The following is a 17,368-nucleotide window of genomic DNA, read 5'->3' on the forward strand; positions in this document are numbered from 1 at the left end:
TTGCAGGATTAATGTTTGCCTATTCCACCTTTGGAATTATGCATAACTTGATTTTTGATGGAGATTCCCCTTTTCTATTGGCCATTTTTAGAGGATACACAATTCCCTTAATTTACCTAATCGGCCCCCTTCTCTATTTTTATGTTAGAGGCACCATCAAAGACAGTTTCAGATTTTATAAAACCGACTTCTTGCATTTTATTCCTGCAATTTTCGCATTTATATGTATTCTCCCCTACATTTTCACAAGTTTTGACTACAAATTGGAGATTTCAAAAATAATCATAGAACGTCCGTCTGATAGTAATTTGGATGAAGCTTTTTGGTTTTTCCCACAATACAAACACTTTTTTTTACGGCCGGTCATTACCAGTATATATGGAATTTACTGCCTTTGGCTAACCTATAAATTTAACAAAAGAACTGGCCAAAAAAAGGTACCTAGCCATCAACGAAAAATTGTTGTAAGGTGGCTATTTATTTTAACTACTTTAACGAGTTTTATCTTCTTATTCTATATTCCTCTTAGTTTATACCTTTTTAAAAATGTTTCATTCCATTCAAATAATGTGATTTTTGAATGGTTGGACCACATTGTTGGTTATAGTTTTTGTGTAATTCCTCTGGTGGTTTTGGTGAGTCCACAAATATTATATGGTGTGCCAACCTTAAAAACACCTGAACAAAACACTATTGGAAAAGATCCCCTAGAATTAAGTATAGATATTTTTGAAGAAGATCCGTTTTATGATGTTTCGAAAAAAATTATTGAACATCTAAAAACACATAAACCTTTTTTGGACCCGGACTTTAATATGGATATGCTTTCTGAACAAATAAAAGTTCCAAAGCACCATTTATATTACTGCTTTGGAAATATAATAAAAGTAAAATTTGCAACTATAAGAAATCGGCTACGCGTTGAGCATGCCAAAGAACTTTTGTTGGAAGGAAAGTCCAATAGCATCAAATTAGAAGGAATAGGATTCGAGTCTGGATTTAATTCAAGATCTCATTTTTTTGCTACGTTCAAAGAAGAAACTGGCTTTACTCCTTCTGAATTTTTGGAAAGAAAGGGGCATTAAAAACTCCACCGAATTCTTCCCAACAAAACATTTGATATGGACCTAAATTCTGATTGATAGGACATCCAAAAACTTTGCCAAAACAAATTTAATTCCATCTGATTGCTTAGGCTATAAGAAAAACTAGGCATACCTATCAACAATTTTGTTCCGGGTGCATAGATACTTGTAAGCGAAAAGGTACTCAATGGACTTAATTGCTTACTTCCCATCAATAATACATTGTGCTTGGTCGGCATCAAATTTCGAGATGATAAATTTAAATTAATTGATTGTCCAAAGTTAAGTGGCTCTGCTATACCTAAGCTATTGTACAAATAAGCACTTGAAACATACCAGCCTTTGGAAAACATATAATCAATGCCCAATGTGGCATTCGTTTGTGCAAGAATAGATACACTATTCAAATAATGTTGAATTTCTCCCTTCAATCCCGCATCGCCCCAACTGCCTGCAAATCCGATGCCGAAAGTTCCTACCTCTTGATACTTTCCAGCAATAGCTTGAAAATCAAAATTCCATTTATTGAAAAAATACTTTGCAGCAGCAATACTTCCCGACTTTCCAGTTCTTGCATATACTACATCTAAAGAACTTAAATTTTCCCAATTTCTTTGGTATTTAATAGCGTCCGAACCTGGCCTTTCCTCGTAATCAACATCCAAAAAATTATAGGCATTAAAAATGTCATTGGGATTCCAAATAGAAGAAATACCCCAATTGATACGTTGCCGACCGATTCGAACATTTTGATTTTTCCCCTTCCAATCGACAAATAAACGATCAATATTTGAATACCCGACCCATCCACTTTGTTCTAACCAAGCAGCGCTTAAGTTGAGGAAGTCGTTTGAATTGCTTAAATATTGAACAAAATACGGGTTACTTTCCACACTAGTTCCCCAAAAGACCCGATTACGTACTTCTGCTTGAATGGTCATTTTAGGTATTACATTCCACTTGAATCGTAACCTGTTGTGCAATAAATGGGTAGCTAAATTAGACTTGGAAAGATTGTCAAAATTTTGGGTTTCCAAGTATTTCACATAGCCCGAAAGCTTAAAATTAGACACTTTTGTAGAATCTTGTGCACTAATTGAAAACCCCAAAAGGCAAACTCCCCAAAAAAGAGAAAAGAATCTTTTCATCATCAGTGGTTAATTGGGACTTGATTTGTATCTGATACAATTCTACCGTCCACAAGCGTAATAACCCGTTTGGCTCGATCAATTACACGTTGGTCGTGGGTAGAAAAAATAAAGGTAATATGCTCCTCCTGATTCAACTTCCACATGATGTCCAATAAATTATTTGCCGAGGCCGAATCTAAATTGGCAGTGGGTTCATCTGCCAAAACAAATTGAGGCCGAGAGGCTAATGCCCGAGCAACGGCAACTCGTTGTTGTTGTCCGCCTGATAATTGAGAAGGCCTATAATCCATTTTGTCCTCTAATCCTATTTGCTTAAACAAAAGTTTTACCCGTTCAATCCTATCCTTCTCATTAATGCCTTGTAATTGCATAATAAACTCAACATTTTCCTTTGCTGTAAGAACAGGAATTAAATTGTATGACTGAAAAACAAAACCAATGTTTTTCAATCGAAAATCGATTAAATCACCGGAAGACATTTGAGTAATTTCTTCCCCATTAATTGAGATGCTTCCTTCATCTGCACGATCCAATCCACCTATTAAATTTAGCAAGGTGGTTTTACCTGATCCAGAGGGTCCTACCAATGCCGTAAACTCTCCTTTTTCAATGTGCAAATGCACTTGATTAATGGCATACACAGGAATGGATTCCTTGTTGTATATTTTGGAAATATTGTGTGCGTCTATGATAGTTTCCATGTTTCAATTGTTTTTTACCGTGTCCCGGGGGTTTCACCCCGGGTTATTTAAAATTAAACCCCTGCGGGGTTTGTTGCCACGTCTTTATTACCATATTTCCCGGGGTTTCACCCCGGGCTATTATAAGTAAACCCCTGCGGGGTTTGTTGCCTTATAACCTATTTCCTATTTCCTAAGCGCTTCCATCGGATTTAATTTCAAAGCTCTAATGGCTGGATATAAACAGGAAATGAAGGCTGTAGTCACTACAAACAATATGGTCATAGCCAATTTTTCATAGGCAAAATCCGTATAAATTGTGGTTCCAAAACCATATTTTCGCATCATTTCCTCGCTATTTGCCCCAAAGGAAAATCCATTTTCGGCAATGTAATTACTTAAACTTATGGCAGCTATAATTCCCAAGGGAAGTCCCGAAAGAGTTAAAAAAGTTGTTTCCATCAAAACCAACACAAATAGTTTTAATTTGTTCATTCCCAATGCCATCATCATTCCAATTTCCCGAGTGCGTTCCAAAATCGACATCAACATTGTGTTTATAATTCCGAAGGCCAAAGCAATTAGAATAATGACCATGATAATGTATGAAGTGATGTCCACCGTATCAACCATTAATTCGGTTTCGGGTGAGAGTTTTTTCCAATCTTCTAAAAGCACGGATTTCATTTTTGACTTTAAATCCATCATCGCAACAGGCAATTCTTCATTTGAATTCAGGATAACCGCTATTTCATGAGCACCGTTGGGCAGTCCTAACAATTCATTTAATTCATTTCTTTGTACATAAACATTTCTTTCTTCCCAAGCAGAATTACTCGTTTGCATAATTCCAACCACCCGGAAAGCGCCCGAAACAATTTCATCGGTATGGTCTGTAAAGGTCAACACAACTTTGTCACCCAAGGAAATTTTCATTTTTTTAGACAATTTTTGTCCAATGATTATTTCATACTTTTTTTGATTTGAAAAAACCTGACCAATAATAATTTTTTTATTTAATTCGGAACAATTATTTTCTGAAGCAGGGTCAATTCCATTGATTTGCAAACCAGCTGAACCGTTCGTTGTTGCAAGCATTCCCTGGGCAATACTACGCAATGTAAACTTTTTTACATGTCTGTTTTGGGTCAACAAATTGTTTACATTTGCTAAATTGTCAATAGTAAACTTTACTTCATAGTCATTTTTAAAAGAGGGATTATGCAATTGAAGATGGCCTGTTTCTTGGTAAATCAAGGCTTTGATACGATCGCGCATCATACCTTTGTAAAGGGCCATAACCATTAATCCCGCAAAAATACCGAGCGCAACTGAAAACATGATCACAAAGCTTCTTGCTTTGTTTCTCCAAATATTCCGCCAAGCCATGGATATAATTACTAACATTATCTTTTCATAGAATCCACCGGATTCGATTTACTAATTTGAAACATCGGATAAAGAGAAAGCACCAAGCCAATACACAAAACTATAAATGCTTGAATCAGAAAATTCCGACTATCAGTTGAGGTTGGGAAAATAGGTTCAAATCCAAATTGCTCATACGCTTTAGCAGTTGAACCTGTAATCCGTATGGGATGCACATGGAAATAATAAACAACTGGTATACTTGCCAAAAGCCCTAACAAACAAGCAACAAAAACATTTAAAATAGATTCCATTAATAATAAAATGGAGATTTTCGATTTTCGCATACCTATGGCAAGTAACATGCCAAATTCATATTTTCTTTCTGCCATCATTATCAATAAGGTTCCAAAAATTCCAAAGGAAATCAAGACATACAAAAAGATTTGAACATACATCATATTGGCAGAATCAACCTCTATATGCTGTTTGATGTCGGGCATCATTTCCTCCCAAGTCATAACCTCCAAATTAGAGTCTGAAATTTTCAAAACTTCCTTTTTCACATCATCTATATTACGCCTATTTTCCAATTGAAGAATATAAGAAGTGACCATCCCATAGGCACCAAATAATTCTTGAGCACTTTCGAGTGGCATGTATAAAACCGAATTATTGATTTCGGGGGAGCCAAAATGTACAACACCAACAATGGGATATTTCCCCGCAGCAGTGGCTCCGTGATAGCCCTGACCAAGCAACATCAAGGTGTCTCCCACTTTCATTTTCATGCGACGAAGTAAGCCTTCCGTCAAAATAAGTCCACTTTCTCCCTGTTGAAAATAGGATCCAGAAACAATTTTTGCCTTTAAATTAGTGATTATATTTTCCCGATTCGGATCCACCCCTTGTACTAAACAGCCTTTGGTTAAATCACCAGATGAAGCCAAAGCAAATGATTCTAGTCGAGAAGTGAAGCCCTTAATTTGTGGGATTTTTAGCATTTTTTGCTCCAAAATTGGATTTTGCTCCTGACTATTGTCCAACAGTTGCTCGTCCCAATATCCCTTTTGATGTATTTGGATGTAGCCAGAATAATAACCAACCATATTATCGACTAAATTGTCGAATATACCGGTTTTTAGACTGCTCATTAAGGTTGATAAAAGTACAGCAAAAAAAATAGAGGCCATTGTAATCAATGTCCTACTTCTATTTCGCCATAAATTTTTCCACGCAAGAGATAAAAGCCACATTTAATCTAAATTTTTAATCTGCTCTAAAGAAAAGTAATTTTCTCCGATAGGTCTATTAAATAAAATGCTTTTATAAATAATTTCTGTCCGCTGATTCTTTTTGTTTTTAGGAACCATAATAATTCTAGTCGGAATCAATCGCCCGTCCATCACCTTCACCTCTAAACCTTGCATGGTTGAAACCAATTCATTTCCTTCATCATAAAATTCGGTGTACAATTGTAGATAATCTTTTTTATCAACAGCAACTTTTAATTTTCCCCAAACTACGGCAGTACTGGGTTTAGGGATTAATTCAATTTGATAACAAGTAAGATTATTAATGATGGTATCTTTTAAAAAACGTTGGGTATAATCATCCACAACGGAAGATTCCTTTACTAAATCATCATTAGAAAAATCGGTACCCATCCAGGAGTTCGCCATCATAGATGGGGGAAGTTTGATAACGCGTTCCAAAACTGGAATCCAATTCCAAACTTCTTTTTTTCTTTTCAAATAAACAATTCCCTTTTCCTTGGCTGGTGATGTCACTAAAATCATTGCCAAATCTTTCCCTTTCGACCAGGTTTTTACTGACATCTCCCGTGTCCAAGTGCTTCTGATCGTCTTAAAAGCCATCTCTGCCTGTGAACTGTTTCCTCTCATTTTTTCGTCTGCCTTGCGCATGATGTCGTTAGCGCTTTGCGAAAAAGAATCGAAATAAAGGAAAGAAACGAAGAAACTAAGAAGTAGGAATCTCATATTAGTTTGGGGCATTAAAGACTAAGACTGGAATAGGAAGATAATCTATGGCATCTCTCGTTTTGGAGGGTGAAACAATTTGAGTAAGGAGGTTTCTTTTATGAGTCGTCAAACAAATTAAACTTGCATTTTCATCCTTAATCAATCGAATAATTCCAGGCTTGAAGGATTTTGTATCTGCATTTTTGTAATAAACTTCTTCCTTCTTAAGGGCTTCTTTTATTTCTTCTAAAAACTGATGATTTGGAATTAAATCTGTTTCGAATTCTTCGTCCAAATGTGCAATTGTTAGTTTATTTTTACCCTTTTCTGACCATTTTAGTGCAGATTTGATGTAAGGAATTTCATCGAATTCCAGCTGGGTTGCATACAAAACTTTTTCAAAAATATCTGCGTGAAAATTCGAAGGAATAATCAATAAGGGGACGTGTAAATCGTGCAACAACCCTTTGGCAGTACTTCCAATTAATTTATCTAAAAAATTGGTTTGGGAGGTTTTACTGATAATAACCAAATCCAATTTTTCTTGTTCTTCAATAGTTTGAATACAAGAAGACAAATCTCCTAATTCAACTCGAATTTCTGATGAAATTCCATCCTTTTTATCCTCTTCTTGAAAATGCGAGAGGGCTTTTTTTAGATCTTTTAAGGTTCCTTGAATGTCTGTTTCTGGTGTGGAAAGATAAATGCCATTCGGATCCAAATAATTGGTTGGAACTATAGGATAATGCGCATGAAGATAAATTAATTTTGCCTTTAATTGTTTGGCAATTTTTCTAGCATGCTCAATTGCATTCTTCGACCCTTCTGAAAAGTCGGTTGCGATTAGGATGTTTTTCATGATATACGGATTAATTATTACAAGTTAATCAAATATCGAAACGAAAAAACAAAAACTGATTAATATAAGGTTATGAAATAATCCAAAGTCCAATAAGTCCAATCAAATAAACAACTAGAACAATTAATGAATCTTTTCCCATCCGCCAAATTTGTTTTGAACTCGGCAGAACCATCCCGACTAAATAAATACCCGTCAAAATAATTCCCAAACAAGCCAGGTAAATATTAGAGGCTGAAAGATGCGATAAAACCGAACTGCCGTTTAAAAAGGAGGCAAAAAAGAACAATACGGGTAAGAATGCATTACCCCCGAAAATGTCACTCACAGCCATGTTGTAATCGCGTATTTTGGCGGAGGCAATTCCAGTAGAAATTTCTGGAAGTGCGGTACACAAAGCCAAAATAGTGCCTCCAAAAAGTACGCCATTGATGCCAAAGTGATTACTTAACCTCGTGCCACTCATTTCCAAAGTTACACCGGCAATAAGAATTAAAATTGCACCAAAAATGGTCAATAAAATAGCGGAGGTTGGGGATCCCTTGAAATGTTTTTTAGGATTTCTCGCATGATGCACCTTGATCAATTCCTTGTCTTGGTCTTCCTTTAGCCCTAATTTCGCCAAAAGATAAACGGAAGTAATCCAGATAAACACAATTAGGTACTCTACAGGACTAGCAAATGACTGGTCGAAATGACCTTCAAATTGTTTGCCAATGATGACCAAGGCCAAGATAAAAATCAAGGAAATTCCTTCCAAAATAAGGACACGGGAATGCCCTTTCCAAGTCAATGGGGCCTTTCTTCCAACCCCAATAATATCTATAACTACCAATACAACTGTTTGAATGGCGATGCCTCCGATGATGTTACTGATTGCAATATCGTAATCGTGCTTATAGGAAGCTACGAATGTAATAGCAACTTCTGGTAAATTGGTAATAATTGTTAATAAAATCATCCCCCCAAAAGCTTCCCCAAGTCCAAAATGGACTGTAATAAAATCGATGATATGCGTTATTTTTACCCCTACAAACCAAATGATTCCACTGGAAAGTAAAAAAATCACTAATAAGGAAAGATTTGAAAGGTTTTCCACCATTTTAAGCCATTACATTAATCATCCAATTTAGACAAAAGTCACGAATCAATTTATTATTAATTGGTATTTTTGACAACAATTTAATTTACCGTTTTCAAAAACAATATGTCGACACCGCAAATAAAACTAGGACTTAAAGAGAATTGGCAACAATTTACCTTGTTGGTGATTGCTAATATGTTTGTTGGGGGAATGGTTGGATTGGAAAGAACCATATTTCCTCAGTTTGCTGCACAAGAATTTGGTGTTACCTCCAAATTTGCTGTTTTGTCATTCATCATTGCTTTCGGATTTTCAAAAGCCATCAGCAATTATTTCACTGGGAAATTAGCCAACCGCTATGGTCGAAAAAATTTATTGGTTTGGGGTTGGCTATTGGCTTTTCCCATACCACTTATTCTTATTTATGCACCCAATTGGAATTGGGTCGTATTTGCAAATATCTTATTGGGTGTTCATCAAGGATTGGCCTGGAGCAGTACCGTGGTGATGAAAATTGATTTAGTGGGAGAAAAAGATAGAGGTTTGGCCATGGGTCTCAATGAATTTGCAGGTTATTTGGCTGTTGGCATCGTTGCCTATTTATCTGGCTGGGTGGCTAACAGATATGGCATCACTCCTTACCCCTTTTACATCGGAATTGCGCTTTCTGTTTTAGGTCTACTAACCTCTTGGATTTGGATAAAAGATACTCGTGGACATGTTGTTCAAGAACAAGGAAATGCAACGCAAACTGAAAAAACAAAAAATTTATTTTGGCTAACAAGTTTTAAAAACAAAACCTTAAGTTCGGTTACGCAAGCTGGTTTGGTGAACAATTTAAATGATGGAATGATTTGGGGATTATTGCCGATTCTTTTATTTTCAGCCCATTTAAAAACGGAACAAATTGGTTTGATTTCTGCCGTTTATCCAACTGTTTGGGGGATTAGTCAATTATTTACGGGTAAAATGTCGGACATCTATTCCAAAAAAGCCATGCTCTTTTGGGGTATGCTCATTCAAGGAATTGCAATTATTTTATTACCCCTCTGCCTTCGAGAACCTCAGGCGCCGGGAGGGCTAATTACTAATGCCTTACACCTCAAACCTTTTCCCTATTACCTATTACCTATTACCTATTACCTCATCCTACTCACCTCTCTCCTCGGTTTCGGCACTGCCCTCGTATATCCAACATTTTTATCCACAATTGCACAAGTAACTCGACCAGTAGACCGCGCGGAAAGCATTGGCGTATTTAGACTTTGGCGCGACGCTGGATATGCTTTTGGTGCAATTATTTCAGGCATAACTGCAGATTTATTCGGATTAGAATATGCCATTTATTTGATAGGAGGAATAACGGTTTTGTCGGCATTTGTGATTCAATTCCGTATGCCTAGAATACTTCCTACTCCGTAAAATTCAAATCTTTATCAAAGGTTTCATCCAAATTACTGAGTCCCCAGAAGGCAATTAAAATTGCTAGCACACAAACTACCATGGCCGATTTTGCTTCTCCAAAATAGGGTGTTAAAAATCCAAACAGTAAGGTTTGAGGAATAACCGTTGCCCGAATTAAATTCAAAGACGATGTCGTTACAGTAGCACGAATATTCGTTCCAAATTGTTCTGCTGCGAGCGTTAAAAGAACTATCGAATAACCCACGGTAAAGCCTAAAAACAAGAAAGAGAAATAATAAATCTCTTTGGAATATCTGCCAAAGGTGAAAAAGACAATGGCACCGACTGTGAACATGAATAAGAAAATACGAATGGCTTTTTTGCGACTTTTTAGCCACTGACTAAACACGCCACCAATCATATCCCCGAAAGTCAAGCCCACAAAATAATAGGTAAATACAGCCGAAACCGTTGGTGCTGGATCCATCCCCCACGATTTTCCAATTTCTGGCGTAAAGGTCATCACAACGCCATTTGTAAACCAAACCGGAAAGCCCATTACACAAATACTGATGTATTTTTTGATATAAGTTCCATTCTTAAACAACAAACGAAGGTCGCCTTTGATGTTGGTCTTTTCTTTCATTTCGTTGAAAATTCCCGACTCTAAAACTCCCAAACGTAAAATCAATAATAAAAAGCCTAAACCGCCACCCAACTGGTAGGTAAATTGCCAAGAAAAATTGGCGCCTACATTAGCCCCCACAATAGCACCTAACATACCACAACCACCTATGATGGCCGGTCCAATTCCACGATATTTTTGTGGCATTTGTTCCGTTAATAAAGTAATGGCTGCTCCTAATTCTCCGGCCAAACCAACTCCTGCCAAAAAACGAAGCAACAAATACACTTCATAAGTACTGGCATAGGCATTTACAAAAGTTGCCGTGGAATACAAAATGATAGAACCAAATAAAACGGATAATCGTCCAAATTTGTCCCCTATAATTCCCCAAACAAATCCACCAATTAGCATACCTGCCATTTGGATATTAATTAAACTTACGCCTTTCGACATCAAGTCGGCCTCTGCCACACCCATTTCCAAAAGACTTTTGGTACGAACGATACTCAAAATTATGATGTCGTATAAATCGACAAAAAAGCCGAGGGCTGAAGCAATAATGGCTAACCAAATGTGACGTTTCATAGCGAGGGTTTAGTTTCGTAAGCTTGGTAATCCAACTCCAGCAGCATCAAATCCGCCATCGACGGCAATGATTTGTCCGTTGATAAAGGATGCGGCTGGACTACATAAAAAATAAACGGCATTGGAAATTTCTTCCATAGTTCCATACCTAGCTAAAGGAATGGCATCGGCATAAGATGTGCGAATGTCTGCACTATGTACCAATTTTGCCATTTCAGTTTCTACAGGTCCGGGTGCAATGGCATTGGCACGTACACCATAGTTTCCATATTCCACAGCCTGTTGCTTCGTTAAGTGCATGATGGCTGCCTTGCTTGTACCATAAGCAATTCGCAAAGTGCTGGCACGAACACCTGAAATACTAGCAATGTTTACGATGGCGCCTTGACCTTTCAGCAAAGCTGGATAAAATATTTTGCTACAATTGAAAGTTCCGCCCAAATTAATACTGAGTACATCATTCCAATCTTCAAAGGTAATATCTTGGGCAGGTTTGAAAATGGCAATTCCCGCGTTGTTAACTAATGCATGAACAGCCTCAAATTTTGAGGTTATTTGATCAAAAACTTTTTGAATTTGTTTAGGTTTTGAAACATCGCACAAAAAATACGAATACCTCTTTTTGCCTTTAAGTTTGGCCTTACAATCTTGCAAAGCCTCTTTGTTGTAATCTAAAATAACTACATGGTATTTTTCCGAATGAAATTTTTGGGCAATTTCTAATCCAATTCCTCTTGCAGCCCCGGTAATAACGGCTACCTTTACTTGTAATTCTGACGACATTTATATTTAAATAGGTTTAAACAAATATAGACAAAAAATGAAAAAGCTCTGTTTCCTTGTTTATTTATTATTGCCCATGCTCGTATTTGCTCAGCAAAGAACTCCTGAGCAAGATAGTTTAATTGCACAAACGCAACGAAAAACCAAGGCCGACCATGCGGATATGCTCCAACAATTGGGTATCAAAGAGCTTCGACCAGGTAGAAGCGGGAATCCCAATGGAACGAATCCAGCAAACTATGACGAATCCAAAGCCAATCCTTTTCCCAATTTGCCCGAACTTTTAACATTGAACAATGGCAAAAAAGTAAGTACGAAAAAACAATGGGAATATCACAGAAGACCAGAAATTGTTAAAATTTTCGACGAAGAAATATATGGCATTACTCCCGAAAATTTACCCAAAGTCAATTGGGTGCTTCAAAGTACCAAGAACGAAAAAATGGGAAAATATGATGTCAATGTTTTGACTTACAAGGGTCAGGTGGATAACCATTTGTATCCTTCCATTTCTGTTAACATCGATTTAACCATCACTTTACCCACAAGAATAAAAAAACCAGTTCCTGTGGTAATGGAATTTGCCTTTGTATTTCCTCCCGGATTTAATCCGCCGCCAAGCAATGAAATCCCTTGGAAAGAACAAGTTATTGCCAAAGGTTGGGGAGCGGCGGTGATTATCCCAGCAAGTTTTCAGGCAGATAATGGGGCAGGACTCACCGAAGGAATTATTGGTTTAGTGAATAAAGGCAAAAGGCGTTCGCCATCCGACTGGGGAACCTTAAAGGCATGGGCTTGGGGAGCCTCCAAAGCCTTGGACTTAATGGAAACTATTCCACAAATTAATGCAGAAAAAGTGGCCATTATGGGTCATTCGAGATTCGGAAAGGCGGCGGCAGTAACGATGGCTTACGATACCAGATTTGCCACGGGCTACATTGCCTCATCGGGTGAGGGCGGATTGAAATTACACCGCAGAGATTTTGGTGAAATTGTTGAAAACATTGCTGGTTCCGGATTGTACCATTGGATGTCGGGCAGTTTCTTAAAATATGCCGGCCCAAAAGGGTGGAACGATTTACCCATTGATGCGCACAGTTTAATCAGTTTAATTGCCCCAAGACCCTTTTTTATTGGTGTTGGAAACAATGGCGACAATTGGACTGACCCAAAGGGTATGTTCATGGCGGCGGTTGGTGCTGAACCAGTATATCAGCTAATGGGAAAAACAGGTATTGGTGCTACTGAATTCCCTGCAGTTGAACAAATGATTGATTGGGGACAAATTGGCTTTAGGTTACATCCAAAGGGGCATGTGACGGGTCCTAACTGGCCATCATTTATTGAATTTATGGCCAAAAAATTAAAATTAGATTAGTAAATTTATTGTTTAAACTTATTTTAAATGAAAAGAAGAACTTTTATGGCAGGAGCAGGCGCATTGACAAGTGTTTCACTCCCAAGCAAACCCAAAAAATACTTAGTACATCACGCAATTTTCTGGTTGAAAAATCCAACTTCAGAGTCAGATAAAAATAAATTAATTGAAGGATTAGAAACCTTACGAGCTGTTAGTTACATCCAAGAATTGCATGTGGGAGCCTTGGCTTCTACGGAGAAAAGAGATGTGGTCGACACTTCTTGGCAAGTATCAGAAGTAATGTTTTTCAACAATACGCAAGACCAAAAGTCGTATCAAGATCACCCAATCCACCAGGCATTTGTAAAAAATTACAGCCATTTGTGGAGCAAGGTATTGGTATATGATGCACAGGATGTTTAATTAAAAAAGGCCGAATGAATCGGCCTTTTTTTATGCATATTTTAATATAATGGCCATTTGTCCTGCATGGTAGGCCGCATGGGTTACAACTCGAGCAAGAGCCTCTGCTTTGGTTTTTGTTCCAAATTCTTTTGTTGTAACTAAATCGTTCCAAGAATTCGGGTCTTGCGACTCAATGGTTTGTTTAAGTGTTTGAAAAGACTCCTCACAAATGGTTTTGAGTTCCCCTAAATTCGTCCAAACACCTGTGTCTTTGCCATCAATTACGGTTTTGGCAATCACTTTTACTTCGGCATTTTGGAATACATTTTTGGAAAACAGCAATTCCACTTCTGCCACATGTCGAACTAAAAATCCGATGGAATTGGGAGCATTTCCCAATTTTTTTGTCAGGTCTTCTTCTTTTAATTGATCCAATATTTTAGAAAAACGGGTACGAGCCTCTAGCCATACTTGAAGCATTTGTGTAGTCATGATTTATAGATTTGTTTGGACAAATTCTAAACAATACGTTTTAATCATTTCGCGAACGCGCGTAAATTCCTGTTTGGTATCTTCCTCTGAACCCACAAATTTGGCCGGATCAGGGAAGTTGTAATGGAATTTCTTTGCATTGGTTGGAAAATACGGACAACGTTCTTTCGCATTGTCACATACCGTAATCACAAAATCAAAATCGATACCTTCGTATTCCAACACATTGTTTGAGGTGTGTCCAGAGATATCAATTCCATCTTCTTGCATCGTTGCAATTGCCTTCGGATTCACACCATGTGTCTCCACTCCCGCACTGTACACTTCTGCTTTTTCTCCCGCAAATTTGGCTAAATAACCGTGGGCAATTTGACTGCGACAACTGTTGCCTGTACAAAGGACTAAAATTTTCTTTTTCATTTTTAAACAAATAACCAAATAATATTTATAACACTAAATTTTGGATCAAACCCAAAAATCAATTGCAAAATCAACACTGAAATGGTAATGATTAGGGGCTTTTTATACTTTATTATTACCTCTTTCATGCTAACAACACCCAGAACCAGGAACACAAGCATTTGCAGGTTTCTCGGCATAAACCGTCACACTAAAAATTCCCGTATTTCCATTTTTGAAAGAATCTATTTCATCTTTACTCAAATAATTTACCAAAATATCATCAGGAATAACGATCGGTTTTTCTTTTTGAATGGTAACATTTTGGAACCCATTGTTAAAAATCATTCCCAAATAAGTATCTTTTTGAATAGCCCCTGCCACACAACCTGCATACATTTCTGCATCCGTTTGAAGTCCCGCAGGCAAAGCTCCTTTTAATACCACATCACTTATGCTGAAATGTCCTCCCGGTTTCAATACTCTAAAAATTTCCTTGAAAACACCATCTTTATTCGGAACCAAATTCAGTACACAATTGCTCACAATTACGTCAGCCACGTTTGAGGTAATTGGCATTTGCTCAATGTCTCCCTGACGAAATTCTACGTTGTTGAATCCACGTTTTTCAGCATTTTCTCTCGCGCGATCAATCATGGCTGGGGTAAAATCAATCCCAATTACTTTTCCGGTTTCGCCTGTTTCGTGTCGAGCTACGAAGCAATCATTTCCTGCGCCGCTACCCAAATCTACTACCACATCTCCTGCTTTTATTTTGGCAAATTGTGTGGGTAAACCACAACCTAAACCTAAATCAGCATCTGGGTTATATCCGTTCAACGTGTCATAGTCTTCGCTCATGATGTTATACACTTCGGTAGAGCATCCTCCTGCCCCACAACATGAGGACATATTGGTCTCTTTGTCTTGTAAGGCAATCTCACTGTATTTGCTCTTTACAATGTCCTTTAATTCTTGATCTGTTTTCATCTTATTAATTGTAATATTACGATAAAATAATTCAAATTTTTTTAACAACAGGTAACTGGCAAGGGGTATAAATCCTGAAATACTTTACTTAAAAGTGTTTCTGCCTCTTTCCAAGCTAATTCATCAATGCAATAACAAACCGTTACACCATCGATGCTTCCTTTGATTAATCCCGATTCTTTTAGGGCTTTTAAATGTTGAGAAACCGTGCTTTGAGAAATGGGTAATTCATCCACAATATCTCCGCAAATACAAGTTTGTCGCTTTAATAAAACCTCTAATATCGCAATTCTCGCAGGGTGCGACAAAGCATTGGCATACTTGGCCAGTTTCAATTGTCTTTCTGAATAATCTGCTAATTTACTTGCTCCCATATTAATCAAACGTAATATTACGATGAATAGTTCAAAAATAAAAACTGAATTTTAAAATTCAGTTTTTATTTTTTTTCTTCTTGCTCGAATCTCCGCTGCTTTTTCCTTGCTAACACCAAAGACCTTACCCTTTTCTGCATCCGACATCAAGCGTTCTACATAGGTATTGCTCAAGGCCGTATTGTCTTTGTATTGTTTACGTAATTTCTCTAATTTCTTATGCAATTCCATCTTAATCTTTGCATAAGCCGGATTGTTGTACTGGTTTTTCAACTCATTCGGATCTTTTTTGCGATCGATCAATTCCCATTGGTCTTCCACATAATAGTAGTGGATTAATTTATAATCTTTCGTCACAATGGCATAATGGCGATTCACCATGTGCTCTGCTGGATATTCATAATAGTGGTAATAAACAGCATCTCGTTTGAAATTCTTTTCGTTTCCTGTTAAAATAGGCAACAAACTTTCACCTTGCATATCAGCAGGTGCTTTTACGCCAGCTGCATCTAAAAAGGTTTGTGCAAAATCTAAATTTTGGACCAATTTGTCCGATTTTGTATCCGGTTTTACTTTTCCTGGCCAGGCAACTAATAAAGGCGTTTTGAACGATTGATCATAAATAAAGCGCTTGTCGAACCATCCATGTTCCCCCAAGTAAAATCCTTGATCAGAAGTGTACACAATGATGGTATTTTCCATCAATTTGTTCGCTTCCAAATAATCGATTAAACGGCCCACATTTTCATCCACAGCCTTGATGGTTCCCAAATAATCTTGCATGTAGCGTTGGTATTTCCAACGCATCTTGTCGGCTTCATTCATGGAAGGGTATTGTTTCTTAAACTCCTCGTTGATGGGAGTGTAAACCTTCATGAAATTTGCTTTTTGTGAAGCATTGAGTCGACCCATTTCTGATTGATAGCGTTGTTTATCAAATCCAATTTCTGGAATTTTTAACTCATCCATTACTTCAGGAAACACCTTGTTATCACCCGCCCAGGACATGTGTTTCAAGATATTCATTTCTGCCTCCGCCACAGGAGTGGTTCTATTTTTATAATCATCGAACAAGGTGGCCGGCTCAGGGAATTTCTTGTGGGTAAATTCATCTAAATGTCGCTCTGCTGGCAGCCATGAACGGTGTGGGGCCTTGTGCAGGTACATTAACATAAATGGTTTGTTGGGATCACGATCTTTTTGAAGCCAATCTAAAGTCATATCGGTAATGATGTCCGTTACGTAACCATCGACCTTAATATTTCCTTGTTTTTTGGTGATAAAATCGGGATTGTAATAATTGCCTTGTCCAGGTAAAATTTTAAACTCATCAAATCCCTTCGGATTATTTCCAAAGTGCAATTTGCCGAACATGGCTGTTTGGTAGCCAGATTGTTGAAGGATTTGCGGGAAAGTTACATTGGTGGTATCAAAGTCGAAATGGTTATCAATTTTCCCATTCAAATGCGAATGTTTTCCTGTTAATATAGTTGCACGAGAAGGCGCACAAATCGAATTTGTTACCGAAGCTTGTGTAAAAAGCATCCCCAATTTGGCTATTCGGTCGATATTGGGAGTTTGAATCAATTTGTTGTCATAGGCAGAGATGGCCTGATAGGCGTGATCATCTGACATAATGAAAATGATATTGGGGCGTTTGTTTGACTGGGTAAATCCTGATAAAACAAACCCGAAAATAAGTCCCAAAACCAATAATAATTTCTTCATAGGTAACGGTT

18 protein-coding genes are annotated in these 17,368 nt (G+C 37.5%); 4 read left to right on the top strand and 14 right to left on the bottom strand.

Annotated elements, in window-relative coordinates; genetic code table 11:
- Positions 1-11: 11 nt before the first annotated feature.
- Entirely contained in the window at positions 12-1,085 is a 1,074-nt protein-coding gene (locus tag EOJ36_RS09010; RefSeq protein ID WP_127804565.1) for a helix-turn-helix domain-containing protein, read from the top strand.
- Here the strand turns inward: EOJ36_RS09010 and EOJ36_RS09015 are convergent.
- From EOJ36_RS09015 to EOJ36_RS09045, 7 genes are all read right to left on the bottom strand, one after another.
- Positions 1,082-2,233 carry a DUF1302 family protein gene (locus EOJ36_RS09015; protein WP_127804567.1) on the bottom strand — a complete coding sequence of 384 codons (1,152 nt, stop codon included), beginning with the start codon at positions 2,231-2,233 and terminating at the stop codon, positions 1,082-1,084. The genes EOJ36_RS09010 and EOJ36_RS09015 overlap by 4 nt on opposite strands.
- Positions 2,234-2,235: 2 nt before the next feature.
- Positions 2,236-2,937 (bottom strand): ABC transporter ATP-binding protein, encoded by a 702-nt coding sequence (locus tag EOJ36_RS09020; RefSeq protein WP_127804569.1) that lies wholly within the window; start codon positions 2,935-2,937, stop codon positions 2,236-2,238.
- A 165-nt stretch (positions 2,938-3,102) separates the two neighbouring features.
- A complete protein-coding gene (locus EOJ36_RS09025; RefSeq protein WP_127804571.1) occupies positions 3,103-4,323 on the bottom strand; it encodes an ABC transporter permease in 1,221 nt (406 codons plus the stop codon).
- The gene (locus tag EOJ36_RS09030) at positions 4,323-5,477 is read right to left on the bottom strand and encodes an ABC transporter permease (protein ID WP_238944450.1); all 1,155 of its coding nucleotides are present in this window, start codon (positions 5,475-5,477) and stop codon (positions 4,323-4,325) included. The genes EOJ36_RS09025 and EOJ36_RS09030 overlap by 1 nt, the downstream gene beginning before the upstream one ends.
- Positions 5,478-5,540: 63 nt before the next feature.
- A complete protein-coding gene (locus EOJ36_RS09035) occupies positions 5,541-6,284 on the bottom strand; it encodes an outer membrane lipoprotein-sorting protein (RefSeq protein ID WP_127804575.1) in 744 nt (247 codons plus the stop codon).
- Position 6,285: 1 nt separating this feature from the next.
- Positions 6,286-7,125, bottom strand: a complete 840-nt coding sequence (locus EOJ36_RS09040) for a universal stress protein (RefSeq protein ID WP_127804577.1) — start codon at positions 7,123-7,125, stop codon at positions 6,286-6,288.
- Between the two features lie 70 nt (positions 7,126-7,195).
- Positions 7,196-8,224 (bottom strand): sodium:calcium antiporter, encoded by a 1,029-nt coding sequence (locus tag EOJ36_RS09045; protein ID WP_238944451.1) that lies wholly within the window; start codon positions 8,222-8,224, stop codon positions 7,196-7,198.
- A gap of 108 nt (positions 8,225-8,332) precedes the next feature.
- Here EOJ36_RS09045 and EOJ36_RS09050 point away from each other — a divergent pair, with 108 nt between their 5' ends.
- Complete coding sequence (locus tag EOJ36_RS09050) at positions 8,333-9,631, top strand: MFS transporter (RefSeq protein WP_127804581.1); 1,299 nt, start codon at positions 8,333-8,335, stop codon at positions 9,629-9,631.
- On the opposite strand, the gene EOJ36_RS09055 is transcribed toward EOJ36_RS09050, so the two are convergent.
- The gene (locus EOJ36_RS09055; RefSeq protein WP_127804583.1) at positions 9,621-10,826 is read right to left on the bottom strand and encodes an MFS transporter; all 1,206 of its coding nucleotides are present in this window, start codon (positions 10,824-10,826) and stop codon (positions 9,621-9,623) included. The two genes, EOJ36_RS09050 and EOJ36_RS09055, sit on opposite strands and share 11 nt — an antisense overlap.
- 9 nt (positions 10,827-10,835) lie before the next feature.
- Positions 10,836-11,609, bottom strand: a complete 774-nt coding sequence (locus EOJ36_RS09060) for an SDR family NAD(P)-dependent oxidoreductase (RefSeq protein WP_127804585.1) — start codon at positions 11,607-11,609, stop codon at positions 10,836-10,838.
- Between the two features lie 37 nt (positions 11,610-11,646).
- Between EOJ36_RS09060 and EOJ36_RS09065 the strand changes: the two genes are divergently transcribed.
- Positions 11,647-12,987 (top strand): glucuronyl esterase domain-containing protein, encoded by a 1,341-nt coding sequence (locus EOJ36_RS09065; RefSeq protein ID WP_127804587.1) that lies wholly within the window; start codon positions 11,647-11,649, stop codon positions 12,985-12,987.
- 27 nt (positions 12,988-13,014) lie between these two features.
- The gene (locus EOJ36_RS09070) at positions 13,015-13,392 is read left to right on the top strand and encodes a Dabb family protein (RefSeq protein ID WP_127804589.1); all 378 of its coding nucleotides are present in this window, start codon (positions 13,015-13,017) and stop codon (positions 13,390-13,392) included.
- 30 nt (positions 13,393-13,422) lie between these two features.
- Here EOJ36_RS09070 and EOJ36_RS09075 read toward each other — a convergent pair whose 3' ends face one another.
- The 5 genes from EOJ36_RS09075 to EOJ36_RS09095 all read right to left on the bottom strand — a co-directional run bounded on the left by EOJ36_RS09075 (position 13,423) and on the right by EOJ36_RS09095 (position 17,357).
- Entirely contained in the window at positions 13,423-13,866 is a 444-nt protein-coding gene (locus tag EOJ36_RS09075) for a DinB family protein (protein ID WP_127804591.1), read from the bottom strand.
- Positions 13,867-13,869: 3 nt separating this feature from the next.
- On the bottom strand, positions 13,870-14,286 hold the full coding sequence (locus EOJ36_RS09080) for an arsenate reductase ArsC (RefSeq protein ID WP_127804593.1): 417 nt from the start codon (positions 14,284-14,286) through the stop codon (positions 13,870-13,872).
- A 129-nt stretch (positions 14,287-14,415) separates the two neighbouring features.
- Positions 14,416-15,255, bottom strand: a complete 840-nt coding sequence (locus EOJ36_RS09085; protein WP_127804595.1) for an arsenite methyltransferase — start codon at positions 15,253-15,255, stop codon at positions 14,416-14,418.
- A 41-nt stretch (positions 15,256-15,296) separates the two neighbouring features.
- Positions 15,297-15,629 carry an ArsR/SmtB family transcription factor gene (locus tag EOJ36_RS09090; protein ID WP_127804597.1) on the bottom strand — a complete coding sequence of 111 codons (333 nt, stop codon included), beginning with the start codon at positions 15,627-15,629 and terminating at the stop codon, positions 15,297-15,299.
- 51 nt (positions 15,630-15,680) lie between these two features.
- Positions 15,681-17,357 (bottom strand): sulfatase family protein, encoded by a 1,677-nt coding sequence (locus tag EOJ36_RS09095; RefSeq protein WP_127804599.1) that lies wholly within the window; start codon positions 17,355-17,357, stop codon positions 15,681-15,683.
- Positions 17,358-17,368: the final 11 nt, after the last annotated feature.

The organism is Sandaracinomonas limnophila (assembly GCF_004005965.1).
GTDB lineage: Bacteria > Bacteroidota > Bacteroidia > Cytophagales > Spirosomataceae > Sandaracinomonas > Sandaracinomonas limnophila.

Excerpts from the sequence above, each read along its gene's own strand:
- EOJ36_RS09010 (WP_127804565.1), top strand. The coding sequence starts at position 12 with ATGTTTGCCTATTCCACCTTTGGAATTATGCATAACTTGATTTTTGAT.
- EOJ36_RS09015 (WP_127804567.1), bottom strand. The coding sequence starts at position 2,233 with ATGAAAAGATTCTTTTCTCTTTTTTGGGGAGTTTGCCTTTTGGGGTTT.
- EOJ36_RS09020 (WP_127804569.1), bottom strand. The coding sequence starts at position 2,937 with ATGGAAACTATCATAGACGCACACAATATTTCCAAAATATACAACAAG.
- EOJ36_RS09025 (WP_127804571.1), bottom strand. The coding sequence starts at position 4,323 with ATGTTAGTAATTATATCCATGGCTTGGCGGAATATTTGGAGAAACAAA.
- EOJ36_RS09030 (WP_238944450.1), bottom strand. The coding sequence starts at position 5,477 with ATGGCCTCTATTTTTTTTGCTGTACTTTTATCAACCTTAATGAGCAGT.
- EOJ36_RS09035 (WP_127804575.1), bottom strand. The coding sequence starts at position 6,284 with ATGAGATTCCTACTTCTTAGTTTCTTCGTTTCTTTCCTTTATTTCGAT.
- EOJ36_RS09040 (WP_127804577.1), bottom strand. The coding sequence starts at position 7,125 with ATGAAAAACATCCTAATCGCAACCGACTTTTCAGAAGGGTCGAAGAAT.
- EOJ36_RS09050 (WP_127804581.1), top strand. The coding sequence starts at position 8,333 with ATGTCGACACCGCAAATAAAACTAGGACTTAAAGAGAATTGGCAACAA.
- EOJ36_RS09055 (WP_127804583.1), bottom strand. The coding sequence starts at position 10,826 with ATGAAACGTCACATTTGGTTAGCCATTATTGCTTCAGCCCTCGGCTTT.
- EOJ36_RS09060 (WP_127804585.1), bottom strand. The coding sequence starts at position 11,609 with ATGTCGTCAGAATTACAAGTAAAGGTAGCCGTTATTACCGGGGCTGCA.
- EOJ36_RS09065 (WP_127804587.1), top strand. The coding sequence starts at position 11,647 with ATGAAAAAGCTCTGTTTCCTTGTTTATTTATTATTGCCCATGCTCGTA.
- EOJ36_RS09070 (WP_127804589.1), top strand. The coding sequence starts at position 13,015 with ATGAAAAGAAGAACTTTTATGGCAGGAGCAGGCGCATTGACAAGTGTT.
- EOJ36_RS09075 (WP_127804591.1), bottom strand. The coding sequence starts at position 13,866 with ATGACTACACAAATGCTTCAAGTATGGCTAGAGGCTCGTACCCGTTTT.
- EOJ36_RS09080 (WP_127804593.1), bottom strand. The coding sequence starts at position 14,286 with ATGAAAAAGAAAATTTTAGTCCTTTGTACAGGCAACAGTTGTCGCAGT.
- EOJ36_RS09085 (WP_127804595.1), bottom strand. The coding sequence starts at position 15,255 with ATGAAAACAGATCAAGAATTAAAGGACATTGTAAAGAGCAAATACAGT.
- EOJ36_RS09090 (WP_127804597.1), bottom strand. The coding sequence starts at position 15,629 with ATGGGAGCAAGTAAATTAGCAGATTATTCAGAAAGACAATTGAAACTG.
- EOJ36_RS09095 (WP_127804599.1), bottom strand. The coding sequence starts at position 17,357 with ATGAAGAAATTATTATTGGTTTTGGGACTTATTTTCGGGTTTGTTTTA.